Below are 25,510 nucleotides of genomic sequence, written 5' to 3' on the forward strand. Positions count from 1 at the left end.
AAAAAAACTTATTAATAGTTCAGACGAGCTATGGTCGGCGCTCAATATTAATTCACAGAAACTGATAACAACGTTGTCAGCATCAGCTGTCTTGGCAATAGCGTCGCACTAAGCGATCCAACGATTGGCATCCATGATCGTTTTGATCAGAAGGCCAAGGCGCTTGAACTCGGCAAAGTTCAGATCCTTCACCGCCTGATCCAGACCACTGTCCACCCACTCCCCATCACGCTTCTCGTAGATGGTGAAGTCCTCGTCAAGGGACGCGCGACGAATGCAATAGGTCTTGCCGTCCTCATGCAGAAAATCAGCTGAGTGCAGTTGCAGTCCCATGAACCCCTGGTCCCGAGGAGGTCTGATGCGCTGGAGCGTAAATCTCAGCGCTTCAACTCGAGATCCAGTCGCCTGATCTCAACGGGTCCAGAAAAAACCGGCACTGCAGTGACCTGCAGTTGCTGTGCTTCAGAAACCGGACCATATCCACAACGCATGCGAGCCAGTTTCCATGCCTCGTCGATGCGACCTTGCACCTGCACCTTTTTGGACATCAAGGTCATCGAAGGCTCGAGTGCATCACAAATGACCTCTGTCGGCTGCGGCTCACCGGGGCTTTGGATGGACAGTTTGAAGGCCACGGAGGTGCCTTCCACATAACCGAGATCAAGACTGTTCCAGAAGCTCAACTCCCCGCCCCGAGGCAGGTCCACAATCGCAACCTGGGGGTCCATTGCTTCGGCCGTGAACGAGAAACGCTTCAGCGCTTCACCGCCAGTGCAGGACGTCAGCACAACCGGGACGACAAAGGCAGCCGCCGCACTGAGAACGCGATGGTGCAGTCGCTCCATTCCAGAACCAAGCACGCCACTAGCACTTTCAGGGACTCGCACTGAATCAGGCAATGCGCCGTCCTGCTCATTGCCATTGCAGGGCTCGAGACCAAAACTGGTTGCATCGAGATCGGAGGCGCTGATGACAGCCGACACTCCACCCAACCAGATCGCAGGAGCTTTCTGACTTTTCGGCCCCCTGCTCCAACAGTTTCCACCCATCCGTGAGGCTGGTCCTTCGACAGGCAAACATCCGGTGCGCCAGGTCGATCGACACTCCACTGCATCGTCCAGGCAGGGACAAACTGCCGAAGGTGCCCCGGAGCTGCATCAGCCCCACTTCTGGACGTCATGGCCCCAGGGAACCACAGCCAGATGCTTCGACCCTTCCTCGACAGATGACGTGACGGGTTGAACCATGCACAAGCGAGCGAGTTAGGCCGTCGTCTCCATCCGGAACGATCGGCCTCCCAAATCTGAACAATCACGTTCAGGACTCATTCCCCAGATCCCTTTCACTCCAGGGGGTCTGGGGTTTGTTTTTTTGAGAATCTGACAGCATTAATTGAACAGAGCGAGAGCGATAAGCATTCCAGCGCCACTAGCCCGACGCATGGACAAAAGCCAAGCAGGAGCGGCAAGACCATCGTTCAACACCAACGATCTAGAAGCGCCAGGCACAATCCCAGCAAGCGTGAAAACAGAAGATAAGAAAGCTCGATCGACACACTCGCAATCAACAGACCCTGTTCACGTCCATTGGCCTCGCAGGCGAGAACTGATGATTCAAAGAAGGAGACCGGTCCTCTGCATGCAATACGGAACACTTTGAAAGTCAACGATGACTCGACATGTTCAGCCACGCATGAATGCCCCAAACCAGATGATCGTCCCTAAAAAGCTCGACAACACCAACGTCTATCTGGACGAATTGAATCAGCATCAGGACATCGACAAACCACCGGGTCACCGCGCAAACCCTTAGCTCATCTCGAACGAATTCGCGTGCATTCCATCAAGCAGAGCGGATCGACCATGAAAGTGGCGGTCCTGTGGGTGCAGGACAACGGGAGAAAGATGGATTGATGCGTTCAGAGAAGGATGATTCAACAAGGATCACGAACCTCAACCCACTGATCACATCAGCTCTAGTCCACATCGTGGGCATTGACATCGAGGCGTCCTCTTCTTTAATTTCATTTTGATTATTCAAACTTCTCCCATGCTCACTGGTGCTGAACTCCTTGCCAAGGTCAAAGACCTCGGAGATGTGAGCAAAACCGATATGGCCACGGCGTGTGGCTACGTCTCCAAAAAGAAGGATGGTTCAGATCGCGTGAACTTCACTGCGTTTTACGAGGCCCTGCTGAACGCCAAAGGTGTTGATCTCGGTGGCGGTTCAGCAGGCGTCGGCAAGGGTGGCCGAAAGTTGTCCTACAAAGCTGTCGTTCAAGGCAACGGCAACCTGCTGGTCGGCAAGGCCTATACAGCCATGCTTGATCTGCAGCCCGGCGACGAGTTCACCATCAAACTATCCAAGAAGAAAGGTGTGACCCTGGTGCCGGTGGGTGCAGAAGACGAAGAAGGGGAAGACTGATTGCCATCTCCAACGGCAACTGTCGTCCCTGAGGCTCTCCAAAGGAGAGCCTTTTTTGTGCCTTCCCGCTACAACAAACTGTTCAAACACCAGCTGCTCTGAGGACACCCACATCCCCAAGACCCAAAATCCGAATGAACACGGCGCTGAGCACGCTGTAAGCCACGGCCCCGAGCAGGGCGCTACTGAGACCATTCTTGAGACGGAATCCGTCCACCAGTGATGAAGCAAGAGCGAACAACATCACAGTGATGATCCAGTCGAACAACCAACTCACCGGTGCGATCAAGCCACCCAAGCTGGCCACGGCCCAAGGCAAGGCCAGCATCAGTTTCAAGGGAAGAATCAACAAGGTGCCGAGCAGGCCAATCACCACAGCCGAGGTCAGTGCAGCCTGAAAACTGGCGAGTTCCACGCCGAGCGGCATCACCGCCACGAGAAGCAAAACAAACGCCCGAACGGGCCACTGCAGTAACCAGCCGATCAATCCCATCCCCATAGCTTCAAGCAAACCTCAACTTAGGTGTGATCGAGGGTGAGATCTGCAGATTGACCCGCCTAATGATCTGCGGACACAAAATGCACGGGTGCGGCCAAACGCTGCCTCGGCCTCAACGTTTCAGGACCCGAACCTCACCAACGAGAACTGCCATCAAGACGACTGCAGCCAAACAAATTCCAAGGATTGTCAAGAGCACGACAACCTCCCTGTTCATGCTTTCAACCCTAAAAACCGGGTGAAAACACACGAACGATTGCCGGACTTTTTTAGGAATTGGCTTCACAGGCAGCCAAAGCTGAGCCCGCCGTCAGCAGCATCACTCGCAACGGAATCCCAGCGCTTTCTACGGTCATCGGCGATTGGTCCAACGATGGCGATGCATGACCCCGGAGCCGCTCTACTGCAACACAACAGCGGCAGTTGGCAGGGATGCTTCATCCGATTGCATGCGGATGGAAAGGAAGTCGATCGGTTCAACACCACACTCAGTGTGGAAGAGGTGGAAGGGATGATCCAGACGAAGCTCACCTACCTCAACAGCGGCCAACAGCGCTCAATGAATTTTCTCGAGCTTCCTCACACCATGCAGGTCAGTGCTTGCGGAGGATGGTCACTGGGACCTGGATCCATCACACCGTTCAACTGGGTTGGGGAGCTGTGCGTCGTGCGCGGTGAAGAGCGACGCAGAATTGTCGTGCGTCATGGCGCCAGCGGACTCGATCAAGTGGTTTATGTGATCGAAGCCAAGGGCTCGACGCTGCTATCACCTCCTCGAGACACCGTTCAATGCCAGATGGAGAAACAAGGCGACTGGAGCCTCTGGCGGCCGGAACCCGATGTGGAGTTGCTGCTCGACACAAGACAACGCTCCACTGGTGACGCCACGGTCTGCGGCCTTCGCTGGAGCGGGATCGAAGGTGAACAGCGTCAGATCGTTCGGCGATATGACACCAATGGCCTGTTGCAGCCGCTCACGGACACCTGGCCTTGAACGATTCAGACCTCTTCCACCAAAGCCAACACTGACGAACTGTGAGAAGACAAAAAAAACCCCCGCCAAAGGCAGGGATTTGAAAACGTCTCTTGGGAGTGTTTCCTTGTTTCCACCCCATGAGGCGTTTTTTCCTCACAACAGAAATATGACAAGGCAACTGTCACAGTGACAGTCCAAGGCATCCACTTCAGCAACCGGCCAACCGCTGGCAACCTTCAGTCCCCGACAGACAATCCACTGGAGCAACGTTCGTCACCCACACACCATGAGACCAACCAGAACCGTCACGCTGGATCTGTCCGCAGATCTGCTGGACACGCTTGAAGCTGGTGCGATCGCCAAGGGGATCAGCCTGAACCAAGCCGTCGAGACCGCACTGCGCAACTCTCCTGGCGAAACGCAACCCAGCATCAGCGCAAACGCGCAGGACCGTGGAGCACGTGAGGCACTCACCAAGCTCAAAGAGCGAACCGCAGCACTCGAAGCACTGACACAGCAGATGACGACGCACATGCGCATGCTTCAAGAGGAGGTTGACGCGCTGAAACGCCCGGATCACCAGTCCACTCAGGAGCGAATCGCTGAATACCTGCCCACCCACAGCGACGACTTCGCAGCAGGCTTCTGAGAGCCAACCAGCGCAGCGTTGCATTCCTTCACAAATACCCTTAACATTGCTTTACACGTAGAGGGTTTCCATGAATTCCGCTTCCGAAGCTCAAGCACAGGATCAGTGGTTCCAAGAAGCCGCCGCATCCCAGATCAAGGGTGAGCGTCTTGTGCGAGCTGAATTGCTCAACGGCAGAGTCGCCATGCTGGGCTTTGTCATTGGTGTTGCCACCGAAGCCATCACTGGTCATGGGATCCTCAGCCAAATCACTTTCGGCGTCCTTGGATTGAACTGATGACGGACTACACCATCTGGATCTACGCGATGCTCGCCTTCGGCGCCGCGATCACAGCCGCTGTGGTTTACACCTTGTCCAAACCCAGCGACCTGCCTTACCTCAAAAACGACCGCTGACACTGTTCAAGTAATCCTTTCAACCCCTCACAACGTCTTGTGGGGTTTTTTTTAATGGAATCTAGGATTACTGATCAACCATCTGATTTGTCCTGCCCCATGGCCGCAAGACGCGCATCAGCCCAGCGAGCAAAAAAATAAACGACAACAAAGAGGGGCAGGTAGGCCATCCACATCCTCTCGGGGGCAATGCCAGCATTGTTAATCACTGCCAGACCGCCATACCCAACAACGAAATAGATGACAGCCCGCCTGATGGCGCCCACCTGCTTGGGATTCATGGTCTCACTTGCTTTGCATGAAGCCTAAGAACGTATTGACCTTGTCCAGTCATCAGGCCAACCCGTCCACTAAGCATGATTCCGAGACCGAAGGTATTGATGCTTACCCGCACCAATACAGGGAATGGTCACTTTCGCAACCACAGAACCTGCGTGGCCTGCCAACCATGCGGTCAAGAAAGCAACCAACTCATGACCAGCGAACAGGCAATTGAACTGATTGGTGCTGCCGTTGACTACAGCCGTCAACGCAGCAAGCTGCTCAAGAGTATGGAACGCACATCGGAAGCAGAAGCGATTCGCTCTGAATTTGAAGAATGGTTGAACCCCTCAGGCGAATGCCTTCCTTTGATGCCATGCCCTCGACCTGAGGACTGCTGAAGATCAGGTCGTCCAGAGAACGTTCGCACGATCGCAGTCATCACCTCGACATGATGAAGGTCATGGTGAACCGTGATGACAGATCAAACCATTCCGGCTAATTCCTCTCTCTTGCTGATTCATCCCGTTGGTGTCGGACTTTCGGCGCAGTTTTGGGATCGTTTCATCAACCACTGGAGCTCGACAGGCGATGATCGCGAGCTGGTCGCTCCTGATCTACTGGGTTGCGGAACAGCGCCATGTCCAAATCAGCCACTCAAACCTGATGATTGGGCCACAGCACTGATCGCGTCATTGCAGCAACGCAACTCAGAGCCTGTGATCCTCGTATCCCAGGGAGCTTCGTTGCCGATTGCCCTGGCCGTCATGAACAAAGCTCCTCAGTTGGTCACAGGGTTGATCGCGATCAGCCCACCGGGATGGCGGGTACTAAAGAACCCATTCCCAACACAGCGATCCAAGCAACTCTGGAACATTCTGTTCAACGGGGTCGTGGGAAAACTCTTTTATCGCTATGCGCGACGACGGCAATTTCTAAAAAGTTTTTCAGAAAACAACCTTTTTGAGCGTCAGCAGGATGTCGACGAGGAGTGGCTGGAGATGCTCCACGAGGGGTCGAAAGTGATGGACACCCGCTGGGCCGTATTTTCTTTTCTGGCAGGGTTCTGGAGATGTGGCTGGGAATCAACACTCACATCGGTCGACAAACCATTCCTGGTGGTGTTTGGACGTTCAGCAACAGGAATTGGTCGCTCAAGCAACTGGGATGATCTTGAAGAGCGGCTGAAAACCTACAACACCAAACTGATCAATGCGGAGATTCAGACGATCGAAGGAAGGAATGTCTTGCCATACGAATCAACCGAACAGTGTGTCAACTGCATCCAGCGCTGGCTTCAGGCGGTCAACAGTTGATACGCATCATTCACGCGTCGAAAGGCATCAGCTGATCCACCCACATCAGGGTGATGTTGCTTCACAAGCCGGCGAAAAGCCTGCTTGATGGCATCCTGCGTCGCTGAGGCATCAAGACCGAGAACAGACAATGCCTCCAAACGCGCATCAGCTTGACGCCAATGACGGTCAGTGCTGCGTCGATCACTGCGTGTCCGACGACCGGAGTTGGAAGTTTGGGCTTGTCGTTGACGCTGCCGCAGGTCCATAACGACCCGAGCGGAATCTTCTTCCAACCATTCACTCGCTCGAACGCCATACAAGGCAAACGCAGCGAGGACTGCCATCGAACGTTTGGAGGGACGAGCACCAACAGCAGCCAAAAGGTCTGTCCCCAAGCCATTGACCAAGCGATCCAGTCGTTGCTGCAAAGACAGCTGAGAATGAAAGCTAGAGCGATTGAGCTGATCGATCAGTGCGCCCAAACCGGCGGCTCGCAAGTCAGTCCAACCCGTCTGACCAGCGAGAGAAGCACCCCAGCGTTGCACCTGCGCAGCGGTGACTCTGGGGGAAGACTCACTTGACGACTGATGCCATGACTGGCGAGAGGAAGACTCTCTCCGAGGTCGCTGCCATTGAAGACGTCTGAGACGATCAAGTTCCAGCTCAAGACGCTGAACCTCACGACGCAAAGAATCGTTCTCACGTAAAAGGGCTTCAACGTTGCTCGTGACCCGCTCGCCGCGGGCCTTCCCGTCTCGACTGACGTGGGGTGTCGCTGACCAATCACGAGGATCAAAACCCATAGTGACGAGGTCAAAGCCTCAATTCGGCCGTAAGGGGCTCCAGCTTGCCATCCAAAGCCCGTCGTCACCACAAATGACAATCCAGCAGCACGCTCACGAGAGCAACGACTAATCCGAAACCACTTCAGTCGTAGTCGATGTCATCGAATTCCCCAGCAAGACCAGACATGAAGGGCCGATCCTCACCAGGATCATCATTATCAAGAACGAAGGCTTTCAGCGCAGCATCAGCTGTGTAGTGAACAAGAGGGTCATGCTCGAGATCAACACCCTGCATTTCAGGGTGCCCACCTACAAAACGCTTGGCTTTGCGCCACTCTCCATATCGCCGAAGCATCTTGGTAGCCAAGTGGTCGAGCACAACAAGATTGAGCAAAACCAAAAGACTGAATGCAGCAAGAGAAAGCATGGTCACTTCCTCCTCCAGACTTGGTAAGTTTGTTCTAGACCAAAGCTGCAGGCGCGCACAAGGGTTTTTGTACTCAAACAGGAGGAGAACCAAGACAAAATCAAATAAGCATCATCATCTAACCGCATCGGCAATAATAGAAAGGAAAAATACATAGCACCAAACAAAAAAGAATCACCAAAATACCAATAAACAGACCCTCGAAAAGGGGGAAGACAGAAGTAAATTATCACCGCAGCTCGAAACAAAATAAGAAAAGGATTGAACCCCAAAAAGCATAATCAAGCCGAAAATCCAGGAGAAACGAAATCATGAAGAGAGAGTTGCGAAAACAGAAATAGCTGATAACGTATGGCAACAAGACATCGAAGCAAGTAGCGGAAACTCGTTCGGCATGGATAACAAGCTGGAGAACAAAGTTCCAAGGAAGATCCCTACAACCGCAGTCCTTAATTCACCGAACGCAGTCGCCGGGGGGATCTTCGTAGGACTTGCGGGCATTACTGCAGTTTGGGGATTTACAGCACCCATTCCAGTGCACGTCAATGGGCTCGGCATTCTTGCCCCGGTCGACGGTCTTTTCACATACCAATCCCAATCAGTAGGGAGAGTTCTCCTACCATTTGTACAGAACAAAAACAAGAACAAAGTCGAATATGTGATCCCAAGCTGGTCCCAAAGCGCCTATCAATTCAATACGGATAGCAATACATCGACATTTGACGAGACGGTCGAGTTGACTGAACAAATTCTAGATTACCTAAATATTCTTCAGACAAGTCGGGTTCCAACAAGTTTATTCAGCGGCGGGATTGAAACTGGTGGTAATTACACTGTCGAGATGAAAGAGGGCGATATTGTCGCGATCATCGACCAGCCCTCGGCAAGGCAAGAACTACAGAATAATCTTCTTAATCTGAAAAGGTCAATTGCAAACTACGAAAGTCTCCTCAAAATCAATCAAGAGTCTTTGGCTCTCAGCAAAAAAGTGGAGAATTCGCAAAATCAGCTTGTTGAACCCCTTGATGATCTCGTGAAAGAGGGTTTCGTATCTAAACTTGAATTGAACCAAGCACTAGCTGAGGCAACACGGTCGAGCATCACAGTCTCTGATATTGCATCTAAACTGCAGAATTTAGAATTAGAGATCCAAAGAAATCAATCAAGCCTGATTGATTCATTATCACAATTTCTTAGAGATTCAGTTATCTTTGCATTTGACGATGCATACGTCCAATCATTCACGTCTAGTCAGTGGGATTTTGTCCAGCCTGGTTCAGAAATTATGACAGTAAGTTGGTCAGAAGTCTCAGATCCATCAATCATACCAGTCTTTATTGATCAACGGGCAGCGACTCAAGTGGAAATTGGACAGGAAGTCATCCTGACACCCTTGGGTTTTAGCTCAGCCGAAGTCGGAGGAATTAAAGGACAAATCGACTCTCTTGAATCAATCCCTTTCACCACAGCAACACTGGCAGCAAGATTGAACTCTCAAGGACTGGCAACAGTGGTAAGCCCACGGGGAAGCGTTTACCAGGTTAACGTGAAACTGAAAAAGAAAGATCTCACAAAACTTCGAAAGGAAGCACGCACTACAGCTGCAGTTCCGATCCTCGATAGTGAAGAAGAAAATAGAATCCTGCAAGACAACAGCGGTGGATATGTTTGGAACAACAGAAGCAACCCTCCGATTTCTCCAAGAGAGGGATTTTTACTATCAAGTCAGATCACAACAAGAGTCAGCACGCCAATCCAAATGTTGATCCCAGCGATTAGAGAAATGATTGGCATCGCACCTCCGGATAAGTTGATCCGGATTGAACTGAATCAGCCATGATGAAATATTCAGTTCCAGGATTTCTTCGCAAAAAAGTGCCACTCGTTTTGCAATACGAGATGGTTGAATGTGGTGCAGCATCATTATCAATGATACTTCAATATTTTGGCAAGTATCTTCCATTGTCAGATCTCCGCTATCAGTGCGGAGTGAGTCGAGATGGTAGCAATATGTTGAACATCAAGAAAGCTGCGCTTCACTATGGACTCAGCGTGAAGGTCGGCAAGCAAAAGCCCAATGAAATCTTAGATGGCAAGGTTGATTTTCCCTGCCTTGCATGGTGGAATTATAATCATTTTGTCGTCTTTGAAAGTACAGATGGGAAACATCTGCATATTGCTGATCCCGGTGGTGGTAAATACAAAGTTAATGAGTCAGTATTAACAAACAGCTTCTCAGGCCTACTTCTCCAATTCGAAAAGACAGATTCATTTGAAAAATCAGGACAGCCGGAACGAGAAATTCTGAATTTCCTACCAATCATCGGTGAATATCAGATCTCAATCTATTTTCTCTTATTGATTTCCACTGCGTTGCTAGTGACGTCACTTGCTTCTCCTGGATTATCAGGAGCATTTGTCCAGTCATTTTTGGGAGACAAGAGATATGAACTTGGCCTACCCATCATGTGGCTGTCCTTTTTGATGGTCATTCTGGCTGCATCACTCACCAGTGTTCAACTGAATGTTGTACGACGTCTTGCGCTCACCATTCAAAGAAAATTGTCTGTCGAAATATCCTTCAAAATTCTATCAGTTGACTTTCAGTTCTATACAAGTCGTTTCATCGGCGACATTGCTAGCAGGCTCAAACTTTCAGAGAATATTGCCAATACATTAATTAATCAGTTTTTGGTATTTGTATTAGGCTTGATTGGAGCCTTCTTAATTATTCCATTCTTACTTCTGATTTCATGGCAACTTACTGTTGTTTCACTCGTCTATATCTTTGTCAATATTACATTGGCAGCGATATCCGCAAATACATTAATTGATTCGAATCGCTCCATCCAGGTTGAATCCGGCAAGGTCAGTGGCATCACGGTGAGGATGCTGAGTGATACACGAACGATAAAAGCATCAGGACTTGAAAATAGATATTTATCAACGTATCAAGATTTTTATACTCCGATACTAAAAAAAGGACAGGAAGTTCAGAGCACAATGAATTCATTTGCGTTTTTGACTGCCTTATCGAACACGCTGTACGACTACGGAACAATTGCTTTTTCCGGTTTTTTGGTCATGCAAGGCAGCATGAATTTGGCGGGCTTTATGGCTTTCCAAGTGCTGCGTAATGAAATCACTGGTCCTCTACTTGGCGTTTCAAATCTATTGGAGCAACTTCAACAGGCTGAAGCAGAACTGGGACGACTACAAGATTTACGATTAGTAGAGAACGATCCTAAGGTTCGATCTCTCAACTCGTATAAATCACAATTAAGAGATTCAAAACTAAATTCAGTCTCTGAAGAGAAGCCAACTTCAAACAAAATCAGCCAGCCAAGATCAATTAGTTTGACCAATGTCGACCAAACTTTTTCACCCTTGTCACCGAATGTTTTAACCAACATCAATTTAAACATCGAAGCTGGAGAGCTAGTCAGCATTATCGGGCCGAGTGGATCAGGCAAATCAACTTTAATCAAAAATATAGTTGGTCTTTATCAACCAAGCAAAGGTCAAATACTTTACGGAAATCACGATTGGATGGATTATGATGACGATACAATACGTCAATCATTTGCATATGTCTCGCAGGAAACCAATATTTTCCGGGGTTCTATCTATGACAATTTAACAATGTACAATGAGGGCTACGATCTTGAACAAGTAAGGAAAGTGGCAAAGATTGCTTGTTTTGATGATGTTGTGATGAACTTGCCTCAAGGATATTCTCACCATTTAGGTGATAATGGAAATGGATTGAGTGGTGGGCAGTTACAACGCCTCTCCATCACTCGTGCCTTACTAAGCTCGCCGCGAATACTTTTCTTGGATGAGGCCACAAGTGCTTTGGATGTGCCTACAGAGCGGATGGTTATACAGAATATCAAGCAGCTCAATCTCACAGTCATTGCTGTCGCACATCGACTTCTGACTGCAAAACTCTCAGATCAGGTTGTCGTCTTAGAGAAAGGATTTATCAAAGAATTAGGTCATCCCGATGAGTTGTTAAAACAAGATGATTCATTGTTTAAAAAACTTGTTGAGGACGAAGATTAATCAAAATGATAAAACATAATAGAATCAATCAGCTTAAGAGTTCAAACGCAATCCAGTTACTGTTAAGCCTTGATGTCTCAACACGACGGGATCACGAATCATTCGATGAAAATCCAATACATGAAGAAGCATATTGCCTGATCAATAAACTGAGAATTCTATTTGGTCTTGATCAAAAACAAAAAATTCAATCACGCGACAATCTTGAAGAACTGCTCGAATCGAATGGATTTTATTATCGTCCATCAAATATCAGTCTTGATTACGGAAAATATGAGCAAATCCCGTTGATCACGGTCAACAAGAAGGATAGCTCTCTTGTTATTATTCATGAAATAGGATCAAAAACAAAGATCTTTTGCGCAACATTTGATGCCTATATCAATGAGAATGATTTTCATCAAGATGATGCTCAGACGGTCTATGAAGTATTTCCTGTATTCCCAGAAAATCTAGATACATTCTGGGAACTCATTAAATTCGCCTTTCCAGCTGTAAAACGAGATTTTATCCTGGCCCTTTTAATCTCCATTTTAGTAACTGGATTAGCACTTCTTTCCCCGATTATCACATCAAGGGTAGTTGGAGATGTTGTTCCAAGTGGAAATATTGGGTGGATTGTTTCTACTTTTATCATCTCAGTCATCATCGCTTTGTATGCGTCACTGATGACTTGGTTGCAATCATATTTTTTGCTTAGATTCACTCAAAAACTAAGCCTAAGAATTCAAATCCCTCTTTACCAACGGGTACTTTCCTACCCGATCATATTTTTAGATCAATACAAAATTGGCGACCTATCATCACGAGTTACCTCAGTTAGCAACCTATTAAGGTCTTTATCATCATCAGCGCTGTCATCCCTGATAAACATTATTTCATTAATTGGATTTATGGGATTGATGATTAATTACGACTGGATGCTAAGCATCCCCTCAATCGGCTTAATCTTCGTCATCGCCTTGATTCAAACGTTTATATTTAGACGGCAATTGAATTATGAAAGAAGGTTCGTTGAAGAAGAGGCAAATTTCTATGACGAGACACTTCAATCACTGAATAACATCTCTCAAATACGAACCTCCGGAAACGAAAAGTCAATCATTAATCGATGGAGTAAATTAATTTACTCTTTCACCTCCCTTCGTTTTAACGTCAATGTACTTGCTGGTTACAATACAATAATAGCTAATTTCTTGAACAATTTTGGTCTATCTCTAATCTACGCATTTTTGATTTATCGTTTACTTAACTCAAGTAATATCAACGAACTTGGGCTACAAGCATCCACATTTATTATTTTTTCGAGCGCCTTTTCGAGTTTTTCAACAAAGTTTACCCAGCTTGTGAATCTGTTCAATACAGTCTTTGGTCAAGGTTGGGTTGACTTTCAGCGAGCGATGCCATTGATTAGACAAGTGCAGGAAGAGGGCCTTAATACCATTAAAAAGCAAATCAACCTGAATGGCCTCATAGAGTTCAAAGACGTCACTTTCTCCTATCCAGGTTCTGAAAATATCGTTCTCGACAAGGTAAGCTTCTCGCTTTACCCCAACCAGTTTAATGTCTTATTTGGCCCGAGCGGATGTGGAAAATCGACGGTCATTTTGATCATCCTTGGTTTTTATCCGATTAAGTCAGGCTCCATATTTATCGATGGGCACGATTTGTCAGAGCTCGATATCAAACATCTCAGATCACAAATGGGTACAATATTGCAAACAACTGTATTACCGGTTTCTTCCATTAGAGAGGCTTTAACGTCTGGATTGGGAGAGTCGGATAAAACAATTTGGGAAACACTTGAAACTGTAAATCTGTCTGAAGAAATTCAAGCTTTGCCAATGAAGTTAGAAACAATCTTATCTGAAGGTGCAGGTAATATCTCTGGTGGTCAGAGACAACGATTGGGGATTGCACGTGCACTTTTGCGCAAACCTAAAATTTTACTGGAAGATGAATCAACATCGGCACTTGATAACTACTCCCAACGCATCATTGTTGAAAACTTAAAGCACATTGGTGTCAGTCGTGTTGTAGTCGCTCATCGTATTACAGCTATTCAAAACTGCGATCATATTGTCGTACTCAACAAAGGAAAAATTGAATTCGAGGGATCTTTTGAGGACAGTCTAACTCAGTCCCATTATATGCAAGACGTCATGGAGAAATACTATGCTCAGCAAAAAAGGGAGTTTTAAGACAGTGAGATATGTTTTATCGTTCACAAAAATATCGATCAAGCTTACGCTCAAAACGTTCATGGCAACTCTTTGCATTATTCCCATAACAGCAAATTCACAAGCATATGATATAAAAGACTCAATTAACAATTCAATCAACGATCTACCTAAATCCTATGATGATATCAATAATGCACCAGAAGGATTTTATAAAAACGAACTTTTGCAGACCATTTCCAGTCAGCATTGGCAAAGAGTCGAGCAATTTCTAGAGAAGAGCACAAATCATAAAGACGCAAAGTCTTTGTCACTTAAAGAGTGTATCGATCTCTCTTTTGCAAATAATCCGGAAATCAAACAACAACTCAGTGTTTTGCAGTCCAGTCGAGATCGGTTGAGCGCAGCAACGAGAAGCTGGAATCCGACTGCGTCAATCAATAGCGATAGCCTCTCCATCACAGGAGGCGAATCATTTACGGAGAGTCGACAAGAGACCAATCCAACAGGATCGGAATTGCAAAGGTCCATTCAAAGAAGTCGAACCACAGCTACAACAAACTCGCAGGCGAATTCAGCAGTTCGAGCGGAAATGACATGGCAATTTCTTGACTTTACTCGACAACCCACAATCAATTCAGCTTCAGCAAGCTATTCAGCACAACGTTATGCTTTCTATTTATTTTCTCGAGACCTAGTCAATCAGATACAATTAAACTACTACCAGTTATTAGCTCAGAAAGAGCTTATCACCTCCTACACGATTATTGCTCAATCGCAGAGGAACTCGGCAAAAGTACAACAATCAAGGTTTGAAGCAGGGCGTGTCAGTCTTCAGGATTTGGGTCAAAGTTACGCAGCGTATTACAACACTCTTTCAAGACTGATTCAATCTATCCAAACCTATTACGAGCTATCCAGCACACTAGCTAGGCTTGTTTCCCTTCCCGATGAGACCTTCATTATTGTCGAAGGTCAAAACAAGTTTCAAGCAGAGTGGCCCTATGATCTCGATGAATCAATTGCACTGGCGAGGCTCAATAACGAGCGAGTACTTCAAGCTATGGAACTCTCCAAAGGATCAAAATGGAGTGGAATCTCACAATTAAACAGCACTCTTCCAACGCTGTATCTTTCAGCCAATGCGAGTTACCTGGCAAGTGATCGTTCAACTACAACAGTCCGAGATGCTGAGCTAACTCGTAATTCCGTATCTCAAAACAGCTATGAAACAACAAGCTTGTTGACTAGAGAATCAAATTATGACATTGCCGCATTGATTGGATTTCGATGGAACTTCTATCAGGGTGGAGTCAACAACGCTAATGCTGACTCCGAATTCAATCGATCTAAGTCCTTTGATTTCGAAGCAGAAGTTGCGCGTGATCGCGCCACCGACACTGTAAGAACGACAATCAATGCTCTTGATTCCTTAATCCTTGAATTTATTACTGCTGAAGCAGCAGCCGATGCATCCAAAATTGCTTATATCGCAGCAGTGGCTCGAATGAATGCTGGTCTCACAGATATCACAGCTCTTAATCAATTAGCTCAGCAATACCAGCAAGCAATTACGTCGGAGATTCTATCGATTCAGAATTACAATATTCGTCTATCCAATTTGTATCGAGAAACAGCTATTTGGCCTCAGGATGCCGAAGGAGTTGCAGATCAGCTCCTGAATAAAACAGGATTGGACTGAGATTAATTCATTAAAACGGAATCTTGGCAACCAATCAAAGGAAGAAAAAGCCAATGACCTCTCCGACCCAATGTCACCACGGCAGAACTTCACCATTGGCATGCCAGAAGGTTCCTGACGTTTCCAACGAGAGCGCATCGATTCGTTGCAGCAGCCCTTGAACAGCGGACTCTGGAGCAATCCCATTGGGATTGAAACCAATCATGCGTGTTTGCACCAATCCGGGATGCAGAATCGCCACAGCAATACCCCGCGGTTTCAAGTCAAAGGCGAGTGATTTTGCTGCACTGTTGAGCGCTGCTTTTGACATCCGATAGCCGTAGGAACCACCCGAGGTGTTGTCGTCCATGGAAGCCATCCGGCTACTCATGAGCGACAACTTGGACCCTGCCGGCATTAAGTCAACAAGTGCTTTGGCCAAGAGCAATGGAGCCAAGGCATTCACCTCGAACTGACGCCGAATGGCATCAGGATCCAGCTTTTCGAGAGCAATGGACTCCAGAATTCCGGCATTGAGAACCACACCATCCAACACCTCACCTTCAAGCCTGCGAATCAGTTGATCGGGTGCATCGCGCGACGTTTGATCCAACCCGGCTTCAATGCGTACTGGTAGAGCCTTGAGCTCGTCTGAAGGCTCACGGCACACCGCGATCACCTGATCGCCGCGCTCATGCAGTTGTCGACAAAACTCAAGACCAATGCCTCGATTGGAACCGGTCACCAGGAACGTTGCCATCCATTTGTCTCGCCTTGAACACCATCCTCACGGGTGAAGGCTTGGACGTTCCAATGCTTTAGAGAAGGCTCAGAAAGCCATCAGATGGATGGATCAGGACACTGTCGCCACACCCTCGCTCAAACAGCTGTTACTGCGCGGTCTTCGCATTGCCGCAAGCACTGTCGCTTTGGTGGAGCTGCTTCGCAACGACTGGACCGGAGGTGGACTGGCCACCCTGGCGTGGTTCGTGTTCACGCAGGTGGAGCGTCGTCAAAGCAAGCAGCAGTGATGACCCTGAACATTCCGATCCAACAGGTGGCCGCTTTTGCCGAAGCACCGTTTGAGGGCAATCCAGCTGCCATCTGCACGTTGGGGGCATGGCTGCCCGAAGCGCTGATGCAAGCGATCGCAGCAGAAAACAACCTCTCAGAGACAGCCTTTGTGGTGGGAACAGACGGGCACTACGGGATTCGCTGGTTCACTCCCAGCTGCGAAGTGGACCTCTGTGGTCACGCCACGCTGGGCGCCGCCTATGTGCTGTTCCAGCAAGATCCTGGATTGGATCAGATTCAGTTCGAATCCAAGAGCGGTGGTCTACAGGTTCAGCGTCAGGGTGAACGTTTCACTCTCGACTTCCCCAGGCAACACGCCAGTCCCTGCGATCCACCGAAAGGGCTTCGCGACGCACTTGGCACGAGTCCGTTGGCCTGTCTGCTCGGCGAGGATCTGATCGCCGTTGTCGCTGATGAAGCGACGGTTCAGGCTTTAACCCCGAACCTCGGATCTGTGGCATCACTGCCCGGTCGAGGTTTGATTGTGACGGCACCGGGTAATGACGTGGATTTTGTCAGTCGTTTTTTCGCACCGGGGATCGGGATCGATGAAGACCCCGTGACTGGCTCAGCCCACTGCAGCCTCACTCCCTTCTGGGCTGAGCGATTGGGGCGCAGCACACTTCAGGCACGTCAGCTCTCCAAGCGACGTGGCACTCTGCGCTGCGAGCTGGCAGGTGAGCGCGTAATGATCACAGGGCAGGTGATGCCTTTCCTCAGAGGTGTCATTGAGCTCTCACTGCCATCCCGTGCACTCTGATCCAAGAGAGTCACAGCAGAATTCGCAACAGACGTTTGGCATAAGAGTCCATGGCTGTCTTCTTGCTCGTGCATGGTGGATCTCACGGCAGTTGGTGTTGGGACGCTTGTGCTGAAGCGCTTCGGCGTAATGGTCATGCAGCGTTGAGTTTCGATCTACCAGGTCACGGGCAGGACCCAACGCCACGGGATCAAGTGACCTTGAAGGCCTACGCCGAAGCGATCCGCGATCAATTGGAGCGGTGCGGACCTGAACCCCCTGTTCTTGTTGGCCATTCATTGGCCGGAATCGGCATCGCTGAAGCCATGGCAACGGCACCAATCGCGTTGGATCAACTGGTGCTGGTGGCCGCACTGGTGCTGCAACCCGGCGAACGCGCCATCGACCGAATTCCTGAAAGCCGTCGTCCGAGTTACTTCGAGCTTGCGGAGGCGTCAGCCGATCAAACAATCGCCCTGAGTGCGGAGGTCACACGCAAGGCGTTCTTCAACGACCTGGATGAAAGCCAGGCCGCTGCTTATCACGCCCGGCTCACTCCCCAGCCTCTGGGCGTCTACCTCGAAGAGAGCCGATTCGACTTGTCCACACTCGCCTGCCCCAAGCACTAACTCGCCTGCAGACATGACCAGGCACTCGGGCTGGACAGCAACCTGTTGTATGCCGAGCGGTTAGGGGGAACCACGCGCATCCTCGGGGCAGGTCACGATGTGATGCTGTCTGAACCTGAGATGCTTGCGCAGGCACTGATGACGCTTGTCAGCAGCTAACGCGCCCATCAAACAACACGCAGCCCCAATGCATGGGGTCTGAGGCCTGAAACATCCCAGGGCATTCCCGGCAACAGCGAAAAGAGCAGCAACAAGAACAACTGCATCAGCAGCACAGAGGTGATGCCCAACCAGGTGAAGCGTGTCGAAGAGGTCTGCAACCAGTTCTGATACAGATGGCTGAGACGAGGGACTAAAAAATGCCCAGTCAGCTGCACCGTGATGAAATTACTGACCAACATATTCAACGGCAGTGGAAGTGTTCCAAGGGTTGAATTGCCAAGCAAAATCAGAAACATGACTGACGGATAGAGTGCCAACCACACCAGCAGATTCACCTTCCAGACTGGAACCTTTTCAGGTTGCTTCGTTTGAATCCACTGATCAAATGAATCCGACTCAAGCGTGCCTTGATAGCTGTAATCCATCAAGGTTTCAGCCTCATACAGCAAACGCCGCCGCTCTGAGCTATCCAACCAATGCAAACATTGATTCAGAGCTTCAAACACGATCCGTGTGGTGGCCAGCAAATGCTGTCCATCGTCTTTGTCCTGAAATGAAGTCGTCTGCCCGCAATATCCATCAAAACAACAGGCTGCCTCGTTCATTCGATACTGCAGGTTCTCAAATGATTGCTTTTTCGCAAGGGGAATCACACTATGAATGGTATATACGAAATGACCCGAATCGAGTAATTCCGAATCATTCGAGAAAGCCATAACCATCAGTAGCGTGCACCATCAGGAAGCAGGCGAAATTCCTTCCACACTTCAGATGCCTCACCCTGAAGAATTTGTGTGAGCTTGATTTCACGCTTGTCTTTGCTGTTCTGCATGTCCTCATTGATCTCCTGATCGGAGAACAAATCGCTGTAATCCGACCATGCCGCGGCATAGAAAACAGTGCGGATCCCAGCCCAGTACGCCGTGGCGTAACACATGGGACAACACTCACAGCTGGTGTACAGCACGCACCCACTGAGGTCCCAGGTTCCCAGCTGTTTGCAAGCCGCCCGGATGGCGTTGACTTCAGCGTGGGCACTGGGGTCGAGATCCTTCACGACGCTGTTGCCAGCCGCAGCAACCACCCGTCCGTCCTTGGCGACCACAGCGCCGAACGGCCCTCCCGTCTTCTTCACCACGCCGGCATCCCGCATCAAGCGGATCGCTTCACGCATCAGAACTTGATCCTGATCCGAAGCCATGGCGTCGCCAACCACTGACCAAAGAGTGGCCATGGCTGCCAACAGCGGCAAGCGGTTGAGATCAAGGTCGACGCGCCCATGACCACACGAACCAGACGATCAGTGCCAGAAGGACCCATGGCAGCAGGGCTCGCAACACCACGACGGACACCAGCAACACCAGCAGGCTCACCGCACCGCGTTTCACCAAGGCCTTGCTCTCATCGGTCATGTATTGCCAGCGGGGAAGTAAGGCCATGCAGCTGCTCCTCGACCAATCGATCAGACAAGAAGCCAGCATGAAGGCATGACCTCCCAGCTCCTCAGCCTCAGCACCGAGGCACCCTTTCAGTGTCTGCCGCTCACCGCAGCGCTGCGTCGGTTCGTGCAAGTGCATGGTGAACGCGACGGCGCCGTTGTCGTCTCAGGCCAGCACACCACCACGGCCGTGATCGTCAACGAGATGGAAGAACGGCTGCTGATGGACCTGAAACGCTGGCTAAGCCAAATAGCACCTCCTGGCGATGGCTGGAAGCACGACGACCTTCATCTACGACCAGGCGTTCCTGACGATGAGCCACGCAATGCCCACGCGCACCTTCAGGCCTTGCTGCTGGGCAATCAAGTGACCGTGAATGTCTGCAATGGAGAGCTGCAACTCGGCCAGTATCAGGATGTGCTGTTGGTGGAACTGGATGGGCCCCGGCAACGCAAGGTGTCGCTGCAGTGGCTTTCGGCTTGAAGCGGCGAGAGGAGCATCAGTCATCTCAATCGTCGGCTGGATGCTGGACGCCTGTTGCTGAGGCCAAGGGTCTGACAATCACCACACCGATGGCATCGGGTACCGAGCGCAGGTAGCGGGCCAATCCAGGAGAACGCATCACCCCAAGGCCAGGAGCGGCATGAATGGCATCCACCTGTGATCCTGATCTAACAACCACACCGGTGTGACTGACATCCAGCCCCTGCACATTCGTTGCGATGGCGAACAGATCACCGGATTGAAGACTGGGGAGGACGGATTCAATCGCTTCCAGTGGAATGAAACGCTGCTGAACACGACGCGCCTTTTCCCGAACCTTGATGCAATCGAACAGGGCATTCGATTGCAACTTTGGGTAGAGAGCACGATTCGACGACATGAAATTCAAGAGCAACGATCGCGAAATCTCACCTTCCAACGCAACATCAGGCTCAAGCATTCCCTGCCTGACAGCTGACGCAGCCCAGTCGTGGAAGTAATGCCAGCGATTGCAGTAGGAGGCCTCTCCATCGCGATACCGCAAGCTCTGCGTGAGCGCAGCGAACTGATCGAAAGACTCGGACCAAGCCAAAGCCAGCAGTTGCTCCACGAACAACATGCAATCAAATTGCGTGAGATCGAGACGCAACGTTTCAGCGCCATCGGCATCCAGAGACATGGCGAGATAAGGGCTCCCGATAAACGACTCCGCCAGGAGTGCAATCGCCTGATTCACATGCAAGTCCGCGATTAACGAACGACGCGACTCAAAAACACTGCGTGTGTCGCCGATGACGTCGACGTCGCTGTTGATCTCAAGCGCGGGATTGGTCAACGCCATGCTTTTGACAGACGCTGTTGCCGCATGCGTTCCGCTTTGAGCAGCATCAATCGGCTCAGACGACCACAAGCCGACCACAACGGTCAGAACGCTGATGGCCCGCAAAGAACGTTTCAAGTGACGGGAGAAAAGACCGCTGAACTCCGAACACGGCGCTCAATCCATCCATGATCACATTGGTCGATGGCTCCAATCAGCGGCTGAAGCAGATATCCGTTGAAACAACCATCGAGAGCGTCAGGCGAAGGATGAGACTTGATCCAACCATTGCCGCACTGGCATTCAGCGGAGATCCTCTTGACCTCTGGGCTGCTGCCGGTTGGCACCCTGCCTCAGCTCCTGATCACGCTGCTGGTGGTGGGAATTCCAGTGCTGGCGCTTTCCACGCCGGGGCTTTTGCGCCAACGACGCGTTCGCAGGTTCCAGGAACGCGTGCGGCAGCGGGATCAAACCTGAATTAGTGGGTCGCGGCGTGGCGGCGGCGACCCAGTGGCTCAATCCAGTGCTCCAGTACGTCGCGGTGATGCAGCCACTGAGGCGTCAAACGACATCCCAGATTCACCACCCCCTCATCCATCAAGCGACCCAAACGGATCGCCGCAGCCTCCTCATGCCGAGAAAACGCGTGTTGATGAGAAGCCAGCCAATCGACTTCTCCCTGCGTGATCACACCGCTGGACAGACTTTTCAGAAACAGCTCCCCAAGTGTCATGGCGATTTGTAACGAACTTGTTACATCCTGTCGACCCGGCGCGCAAACCGCGACTTCGACGCCGGAGGAAGTGCAAGCCCATCGTCAAGACAACGCAACAAGCCATGACGTTTTTTTAAGATATGCAAACCAAGCCGCTCCGCCATGCAGCTGAACCTCTCTCAGCAGTTCGAAGCCGAGTCGCTCAAGCGAATGATCGACTCCACCACCGACGTGCAGGAGCTGCAGTCCCTGGCCCGCGAACTCGCTGATCTCTACCTGCGACAACGGGCAGCCACGGCTTGGGTCGTGTCAGAGCGATGAGTAAGCATCAGTGGCCAGAGCTGCTTTGCCGAATCCCGAGCGCCGAATTAGAGAAACTGGCCATTCTCCGGGTGCTGGAGTGCAGCAACGGAATGATCCAACTGCGATTCAGGGAGGGGCACCCCGACGCCCTCAATGTCGACGACACGCGCAGGGCCATGCAATTTTCCATGCGCTGCATCAAGGCCATGGAAATTCCCCTGGGAGATGAGATCATTCGCTTTGACAGCGCCACGCAGGACCTCCTCCAAGAAATCCGAACGCTCTACGTGGACGGAATCAAACGCAACCACAGCGGAAGCCGCAGCGAATTCTTCCGCGCATCCAGAGCCAATCTCGAAGCCATCGGCCACGAACGCTTGAAGCGCGCCCATCGTCGACTGTTCGCCGACTGCTACGACCTACCGGTGCACACCCTCGACTGGGGGATGGACTACATCAACGACTTCCTGACACCAGCGCGCCAGACGCGAGCCGAAACTGCTCAAGGCAAGTCAACCACTGAGCACAGCAAGGGCTAAAGCCCGAAAACGGTTCCCAGAAGATCTGCCGGATGCGAGGTTCGCTGGGTGCGCTGCATTTCCAGCTGCAGAGCCAGCACGACGTGGGCCATGAAACGAACCGCCGAAAGAACGGCAAGGCCTATGCAGAGCGGACAGTGAAGCAATCCCATGCACGGAGCTTCGGATCATTCCCAGCCACTCACAACCTTGCTTGCCATTTCTTGACGTAGACGGATTCCACTCATCAACACTTGACCCCGAAGAGCATCCTTGGCTAGTACAGGCGTACTAAGCACGAACGGCATGGAGGAGTGGATCTTTGTGGACGAGGGGGAGTTGTTGTCGTTTCGGGGGAGTGAAGCCTGCATGACCTGCCAGCACTTCACCCATGGCGTGGATGCCCATTGCCACACCCTGGTGGCATGTCGATTGCGCCAGCAGCGTCTCGCCGATGGCGAGCACCTCACCAGGCGCTGCAGATTGTGGACACCGACATGGCACCAGGAAGCCGGCTGGGCTCCGGAATTCAGCTGAGTCTCAAACGAGGCCAAGGCATGGTCCAGGGCCTGAAGGATCCAAGCCCTGAACAATCCAAGGCTTGACGTGCAGTGAATCGATCAGGCACAGCATTTTCACCATCACCCAGCTGATGTGAAACAGCAATGCGTGATTGCACTGATTGCCTCATCGAATCAGAGCATCAACACTGGTGTCAGACAACAGGAGGTACCGCATGACGGCCGACACTCCACCTGAGCAAGCCTGAGAAGCCTTTCGACTGTTCGCCCCTGCTCCAGCGCTCCCTCAACCAAAGTCAGACTGCTCCAGCAAGGATCACCATCAAAGGTCCATGCAGTTCTGGTCTCACTGGAACCTGGCCCCAGGCACCTTCAGCCGGATTGTTCGCTTCTGTTCTTCCTTTCCTTTGCTTCATTCACTGTCCTTCGCAACGGATTCGACCAAGGATTCACGCTCAGCATCAGACAGGAAGCCAATGAATCAACGAGCGAGCTAGGCCGTTTCATTCATCCGAGTGGAGCGGTCATCCATGACCAGCCAACCTGGCTGGCAACAACCCCCAGGATTCAGAGCCAACACTGAATCCTGGGGGTCTATTCATGAGCAACAACTGCACGATTGAAAGGCTCAACATTTCATCCTCCATGGCAGACCACTCTGAGTTTTTATCAATCTGTGGACGGGAACAGAGCATTCAAACCCTGATGCAGTCCCCCGAGCGCATTTGGCAGGCATCCAAGAGCCACGACATCAGGCATCTGCGCTCTGCATTCGCTTGCGCCCTGCACATGCATCAGCCAACGGTGCCAGCCGGTCCTGACGGACAGCTGATCTCTCACCTGCAATACATGTTCGATCATTCGAACGAGGGAGATAACCACAATGCAGCCGCATTCGCACACTGCTATCGGCGCATGGCCGATCTGATTCCCGAGCTGATCGCAGAGGGATGTCAGCCACGAATCATGCTCGATTACTCCGGCAATCTCCTCTGGGGACTGGCGCAGATGGGGCAGGAAGACATCCTTCAATCCCTGCGATTTCTCGCCTGTGATCACCAGATGCAGCGCCATGTGGAATGGCTCGGCAGCTTCTGGGGACATGCCGTTGCACCATCCACACCTATCCCCGATCTGAGCTTGCAGATCAACGCCTGGCAGCACCAATTCGCTCGATTGTTTGGAGACGATGCCCTCCGCCGCGTGCGCGGCTTTTCACTGCCGGAGATGCATCTCCCCAACCATCCCGACACCTTGTTTGCGCTACTCCATGCCCTGCGCAATGCGGGATACCAGTGGTTGATGGTTCAGGAACACAGCGTTGAACAGCGGGACGGCACGACACTGAGCGCAGAACAGCGCTACCTGCCCAATCGGCTGGTGGCTCGCTCGTCCACAGGCGATGAAGTCAGCATGATCGCCCTGATCAAAACCCAGGGATCAGACACCAAACTGGTGGGCCAGATGCAGCCCTGCGGAGAAGCCCTGGGGCTTGGGCCTCAAAGCATCGGAGCCATGCAAGTGCCCTCGCTGGTCAGCCAGATCGCGGATGGAGAAAACGGCGGCGTGATGATGAATGAGTTTCCGGACGCGTTCCGACAGGCAAACCGTCGCATCCGCGATCAAGGCCTGGCCACAGCGGCCCTCAATGGCAGTGAATACCTGCAGGCCCTCGATGACCTGCAGGTGTCCTGGGATGCGTTGCCTCAGATCCAGGCCGTGCATCAACACAAACTCTGGACCCACCTGGAGGATGCAGCGAAGCCAACCAATCTCAACGACGCCATTGACGCAATGAAGACGCAGGATCCTTCTCTGGCCATGGAAGGAGCGTCATGGACCAACGATCTCAGCTGGGTGAAGGGATACGAAAATGTGCTCGAGCCGATGCAACAGCTGAGCGCCAGCTTCCATCAGATCTTCGACCCGAAGCAGGCCGAGGACGCATCGATCACGACGACGGATGCGTACAGAGATGCTCTGCTGCATCTGCTGCTGCTAGAGACCAGCTGTTTTCGTTACTGGGGGCAAGGGCTGTGGACCGATTTCGCCAAGGAGATTCACCGCCGCGGTGAGTCTCTGCTCATGGCAGCGCAATCCGCCTGAATTCAGCCAGCAGCACGGGAGCGGCGACGCACCACACGACGGCCATCCGGGGTCTGCTCAACCTCGGAGCCTGAATCAGCGGTTGTGGTCACATCCTGACCCTGGGGCTCGCTTTCAGGCGGCTCCTGCTCAGCGATCACTCCCACAACGACAGCGGCCTGCACCTGATCCTGCAGATCCCCGATCACCATCAATGCCTTGAGCGTCAGTTCCAGGCGTGACTCCCTGGGCAGTCCTGGACGCAACTTCTTGACTGAGCCCCAGAGCTCTAACGCAACCTCTCTGAGGAGTTCCTTGTCTGCCATTCGAGCCGATGCAATCGGATAGGTCGATCGCATCAACTTACCGTTTGGGGTGCAG

The 25,510-nt window shown here is 51.0% G+C and carries 33 protein-coding genes; 19 read left to right on the forward strand and 14 right to left on the reverse strand.

What is annotated here, in order from left to right:
- Positions 1-108: 108 nt before the first annotated feature.
- Both SynNOUM97013_RS08145 and SynNOUM97013_RS08150 read right to left on the reverse strand, forming a co-directional pair.
- Entirely contained in the window at positions 109-333 is a 225-nt protein-coding gene (locus SynNOUM97013_RS08145) for a hypothetical protein (protein WP_186479292.1), read from the reverse strand.
- Positions 334-377: 44 nt separating this feature from the next.
- A complete protein-coding gene (locus SynNOUM97013_RS08150) occupies positions 378-983 on the reverse strand; it encodes a hypothetical protein (RefSeq protein ID WP_186479293.1) in 606 nt (201 codons plus the stop codon).
- A 1,066-nt stretch (positions 984-2,049) separates the two neighbouring features.
- Here SynNOUM97013_RS08150 and SynNOUM97013_RS08155 point away from each other — a divergent pair.
- Positions 2,050-2,424 (forward strand): AbrB family transcriptional regulator, encoded by a 375-nt coding sequence (locus tag SynNOUM97013_RS08155; RefSeq protein WP_186479294.1) that lies wholly within the window; start codon positions 2,050-2,052, stop codon positions 2,422-2,424.
- A gap of 82 nt (positions 2,425-2,506) precedes the next feature.
- Here SynNOUM97013_RS08155 and SynNOUM97013_RS08160 read toward each other — a convergent pair whose 3' ends face one another.
- Positions 2,507-2,917: a phage holin family protein gene (locus SynNOUM97013_RS08160; RefSeq protein WP_186479295.1), complete on the reverse strand. Its 411-nt coding sequence runs from the start codon at positions 2,915-2,917 to the stop codon at positions 2,507-2,509.
- A gap of 385 nt (positions 2,918-3,302) precedes the next feature.
- On the opposite strand from SynNOUM97013_RS08160, the gene SynNOUM97013_RS08165 reads away from it, so the two are divergent.
- The 3 genes from SynNOUM97013_RS08165 to SynNOUM97013_RS08175 all read left to right on the forward strand — a co-directional run bounded on the left by SynNOUM97013_RS08165 (position 3,303) and on the right by SynNOUM97013_RS08175 (position 4,825).
- The gene (locus SynNOUM97013_RS08165; protein ID WP_186479296.1) at positions 3,303-3,917 is read left to right on the forward strand and encodes a DUF3598 family protein; all 615 of its coding nucleotides are present in this window, start codon (positions 3,303-3,305) and stop codon (positions 3,915-3,917) included.
- Between the two features lie 268 nt (positions 3,918-4,185).
- Positions 4,186-4,548: a hypothetical protein gene (locus SynNOUM97013_RS08170; protein WP_186479297.1), complete on the forward strand. Its 363-nt coding sequence runs from the start codon at positions 4,186-4,188 to the stop codon at positions 4,546-4,548.
- A 70-nt stretch (positions 4,549-4,618) separates the two neighbouring features.
- On the forward strand, positions 4,619-4,825 hold the full coding sequence (locus SynNOUM97013_RS08175; protein ID WP_186479298.1) for a chlorophyll a/b-binding protein: 207 nt from the start codon (positions 4,619-4,621) through the stop codon (positions 4,823-4,825).
- A 193-nt stretch (positions 4,826-5,018) separates the two neighbouring features.
- Here the strand turns inward: SynNOUM97013_RS08175 and SynNOUM97013_RS08180 are convergent, their stop codons facing one another.
- A complete protein-coding gene (locus tag SynNOUM97013_RS08180) occupies positions 5,019-5,225 on the reverse strand; it encodes a hypothetical protein (protein ID WP_186479299.1) in 207 nt (68 codons plus the stop codon).
- Positions 5,226-5,417: 192 nt separating this feature from the next.
- On the opposite strand from SynNOUM97013_RS08180, the gene SynNOUM97013_RS08185 reads away from it, so the two are divergent.
- Together SynNOUM97013_RS08185 and SynNOUM97013_RS08190 are read left to right on the forward strand one after the other, a co-directional pair.
- Positions 5,418-5,606, forward strand: coding sequence for a hypothetical protein (locus SynNOUM97013_RS08185; protein WP_186479300.1), 189 nt, complete (start codon positions 5,418-5,420; stop codon positions 5,604-5,606).
- A gap of 75 nt (positions 5,607-5,681) precedes the next feature.
- On the forward strand, positions 5,682-6,521 hold the full coding sequence (locus tag SynNOUM97013_RS08190; RefSeq protein ID WP_186479301.1) for an alpha/beta fold hydrolase: 840 nt from the start codon (positions 5,682-5,684) through the stop codon (positions 6,519-6,521).
- Here the strand turns inward: SynNOUM97013_RS08190 and SynNOUM97013_RS08195 are convergent.
- Complete coding sequence (locus SynNOUM97013_RS08195; protein ID WP_186479302.1) at positions 6,503-7,306, reverse strand: J domain-containing protein; 804 nt, start codon at positions 7,304-7,306, stop codon at positions 6,503-6,505. The genes SynNOUM97013_RS08190 and SynNOUM97013_RS08195 overlap by 19 nt on opposite strands.
- A 124-nt stretch (positions 7,307-7,430) precedes the next feature.
- Positions 7,431-7,808, reverse strand: coding sequence for a hypothetical protein (locus SynNOUM97013_RS08200; protein WP_186479303.1), 378 nt, complete (start codon positions 7,806-7,808; stop codon positions 7,431-7,433).
- Between the two features lie 301 nt (positions 7,809-8,109).
- Between SynNOUM97013_RS08200 and SynNOUM97013_RS08205 the strand changes: the two genes are divergently transcribed.
- The 4 genes from SynNOUM97013_RS08205 to SynNOUM97013_RS08220 all read left to right on the forward strand — a co-directional run bounded on the left by SynNOUM97013_RS08205 (position 8,110) and on the right by SynNOUM97013_RS08220 (position 15,662).
- Positions 8,110-9,555: a hypothetical protein gene (locus tag SynNOUM97013_RS08205; RefSeq protein WP_186479304.1), complete on the forward strand. Its 1,446-nt coding sequence runs from the start codon at positions 8,110-8,112 to the stop codon at positions 9,553-9,555.
- A complete protein-coding gene (locus SynNOUM97013_RS08210; RefSeq protein ID WP_186479305.1) occupies positions 9,555-11,780 on the forward strand; it encodes a peptidase domain-containing ABC transporter in 2,226 nt (741 codons plus the stop codon). The genes SynNOUM97013_RS08205 and SynNOUM97013_RS08210 overlap by 1 nt, the downstream gene beginning before the upstream one ends.
- 5 nt (positions 11,781-11,785) lie before the next feature.
- Positions 11,786-13,981 carry a peptidase domain-containing ABC transporter gene (locus tag SynNOUM97013_RS08215; RefSeq protein WP_186479306.1) on the forward strand — a complete coding sequence of 732 codons (2,196 nt, stop codon included), beginning with the start codon at positions 11,786-11,788 and terminating at the stop codon, positions 13,979-13,981.
- A gap of 61 nt (positions 13,982-14,042) precedes the next feature.
- Positions 14,043-15,662 carry a TolC family protein gene (locus tag SynNOUM97013_RS08220; protein WP_186479307.1) on the forward strand — a complete coding sequence of 540 codons (1,620 nt, stop codon included), beginning with the start codon at positions 14,043-14,045 and terminating at the stop codon, positions 15,660-15,662.
- 73 nt (positions 15,663-15,735) lie between these two features.
- Here the strand turns inward: SynNOUM97013_RS08220 and SynNOUM97013_RS08225 are convergent, their stop codons facing one another.
- Positions 15,736-16,401: an SDR family oxidoreductase gene (locus SynNOUM97013_RS08225; protein WP_186479308.1), complete on the reverse strand. Its 666-nt coding sequence runs from the start codon at positions 16,399-16,401 to the stop codon at positions 15,736-15,738.
- Between the two features lie 88 nt (positions 16,402-16,489).
- On the opposite strand from SynNOUM97013_RS08225, the gene SynNOUM97013_RS08230 reads away from it, so the two are divergent.
- The 3 genes from SynNOUM97013_RS08230 to SynNOUM97013_RS08240 are packed head-to-tail and all read left to right on the forward strand — an operon-like array spanning position 16,490 to position 18,083.
- Positions 16,490-16,672 carry a hypothetical protein gene (locus SynNOUM97013_RS08230; protein ID WP_186479309.1) on the forward strand — a complete coding sequence of 61 codons (183 nt, stop codon included), beginning with the start codon at positions 16,490-16,492 and terminating at the stop codon, positions 16,670-16,672.
- A complete protein-coding gene (locus SynNOUM97013_RS08235; RefSeq protein WP_186479310.1) occupies positions 16,672-17,475 on the forward strand; it encodes a PhzF family phenazine biosynthesis protein in 804 nt (267 codons plus the stop codon). The genes SynNOUM97013_RS08230 and SynNOUM97013_RS08235 overlap by 1 nt, the downstream gene beginning before the upstream one ends.
- 50 nt (positions 17,476-17,525) lie before the next feature.
- The gene (locus SynNOUM97013_RS08240) at positions 17,526-18,083 is read left to right on the forward strand and encodes an alpha/beta fold hydrolase (RefSeq protein WP_186479311.1); all 558 of its coding nucleotides are present in this window, start codon (positions 17,526-17,528) and stop codon (positions 18,081-18,083) included.
- A gap of 167 nt (positions 18,084-18,250) precedes the next feature.
- Here the strand turns inward: SynNOUM97013_RS08240 and SynNOUM97013_RS08245 are convergent, their stop codons facing one another.
- Genes SynNOUM97013_RS08245 through SynNOUM97013_RS08255 form a run of 3 tightly spaced genes read right to left on the reverse strand, consistent with a single transcriptional unit; the run spans position 18,251 to position 19,684 of the window.
- Positions 18,251-18,967: a hypothetical protein gene (locus tag SynNOUM97013_RS08245; protein ID WP_255442665.1), complete on the reverse strand. Its 717-nt coding sequence runs from the start codon at positions 18,965-18,967 to the stop codon at positions 18,251-18,253.
- Positions 18,967-19,479: a nucleoside deaminase gene (locus tag SynNOUM97013_RS08250; RefSeq protein ID WP_255442668.1), complete on the reverse strand. Its 513-nt coding sequence runs from the start codon at positions 19,477-19,479 to the stop codon at positions 18,967-18,969. The genes SynNOUM97013_RS08245 and SynNOUM97013_RS08250 overlap by 1 nt, the downstream gene beginning before the upstream one ends.
- A gap of 28 nt (positions 19,480-19,507) precedes the next feature.
- Positions 19,508-19,684, reverse strand: coding sequence for a hypothetical protein (locus SynNOUM97013_RS08255; RefSeq protein WP_186479312.1), 177 nt, complete (start codon positions 19,682-19,684; stop codon positions 19,508-19,510).
- 48 nt (positions 19,685-19,732) lie between these two features.
- Here SynNOUM97013_RS08255 and SynNOUM97013_RS08260 point away from each other — a divergent pair, with 48 nt between their 5' ends.
- Positions 19,733-20,167, forward strand: coding sequence for a secondary thiamine-phosphate synthase enzyme YjbQ (locus SynNOUM97013_RS08260; RefSeq protein WP_186479313.1), 435 nt, complete (start codon positions 19,733-19,735; stop codon positions 20,165-20,167).
- 25 nt (positions 20,168-20,192) lie between these two features.
- On the opposite strand, the gene SynNOUM97013_RS08265 is transcribed toward SynNOUM97013_RS08260, so the two are convergent.
- A complete protein-coding gene (locus SynNOUM97013_RS08265; RefSeq protein ID WP_186479314.1) occupies positions 20,193-21,125 on the reverse strand; it encodes an N-acetylmuramoyl-L-alanine amidase-like domain-containing protein in 933 nt (310 codons plus the stop codon).
- A gap of 180 nt (positions 21,126-21,305) precedes the next feature.
- Between SynNOUM97013_RS08265 and SynNOUM97013_RS08270 the strand changes: the two genes are divergently transcribed.
- Positions 21,306-21,464 (forward strand): hypothetical protein, encoded by a 159-nt coding sequence (locus SynNOUM97013_RS08270; RefSeq protein ID WP_186479315.1) that lies wholly within the window; start codon positions 21,306-21,308, stop codon positions 21,462-21,464.
- A 1-nt stretch (position 21,465) separates the two neighbouring features.
- On the opposite strand, the gene SynNOUM97013_RS08275 is transcribed toward SynNOUM97013_RS08270, so the two are convergent.
- Positions 21,466-21,720, reverse strand: coding sequence for a hypothetical protein (locus SynNOUM97013_RS08275; RefSeq protein WP_186479316.1), 255 nt, complete (start codon positions 21,718-21,720; stop codon positions 21,466-21,468).
- 144 nt (positions 21,721-21,864) lie between these two features.
- On the opposite strand from SynNOUM97013_RS08275, the gene SynNOUM97013_RS08280 reads away from it, so the two are divergent.
- Entirely contained in the window at positions 21,865-22,023 is a 159-nt protein-coding gene (locus SynNOUM97013_RS08280) for a hypothetical protein (RefSeq protein WP_186479317.1), read from the forward strand.
- Positions 22,020-22,544: a hypothetical protein gene (locus tag SynNOUM97013_RS08285; protein WP_186479318.1), complete on the forward strand. Its 525-nt coding sequence runs from the start codon at positions 22,020-22,022 to the stop codon at positions 22,542-22,544. Before SynNOUM97013_RS08280 ends, SynNOUM97013_RS08285 begins: the two co-directional genes overlap by 4 nt.
- Here the strand turns inward: SynNOUM97013_RS08285 and SynNOUM97013_RS08290 are convergent.
- Positions 22,541-22,696, reverse strand: a complete 156-nt coding sequence (locus tag SynNOUM97013_RS08290) for a hypothetical protein (RefSeq protein WP_186479319.1) — start codon at positions 22,694-22,696, stop codon at positions 22,541-22,543. The genes SynNOUM97013_RS08285 and SynNOUM97013_RS08290 overlap by 4 nt on opposite strands.
- Positions 22,697-22,796: 100 nt before the next feature.
- Here SynNOUM97013_RS08290 and SynNOUM97013_RS08295 point away from each other — a divergent pair, with 100 nt between their 5' ends.
- Positions 22,797-23,060 (forward strand): hypothetical protein, encoded by a 264-nt coding sequence (locus SynNOUM97013_RS08295; protein ID WP_370586416.1) that lies wholly within the window; start codon positions 22,797-22,799, stop codon positions 23,058-23,060.
- Between the two features lie 629 nt (positions 23,061-23,689).
- Positions 23,690-25,150: a glycosyl hydrolase family 57 gene (locus tag SynNOUM97013_RS08300; RefSeq protein WP_186479320.1), complete on the forward strand. Its 1,461-nt coding sequence runs from the start codon at positions 23,690-23,692 to the stop codon at positions 25,148-25,150.
- Positions 25,151-25,152: 2 nt separating this feature from the next.
- Here the strand turns inward: SynNOUM97013_RS08300 and SynNOUM97013_RS08305 are convergent, their stop codons facing one another.
- Entirely contained in the window at positions 25,153-25,455 is a 303-nt protein-coding gene (locus SynNOUM97013_RS08305; RefSeq protein ID WP_186479321.1) for a TIGR03894 family protein, read from the reverse strand.
- Positions 25,456-25,510: the final 55 nt, after the last annotated feature.

Source organism: Synechococcus sp. NOUM97013, from assembly GCF_014279815.1.
Classification (GTDB): domain Bacteria; phylum Cyanobacteriota; class Cyanobacteriia; order PCC-6307; family Cyanobiaceae; genus Synechococcus_C.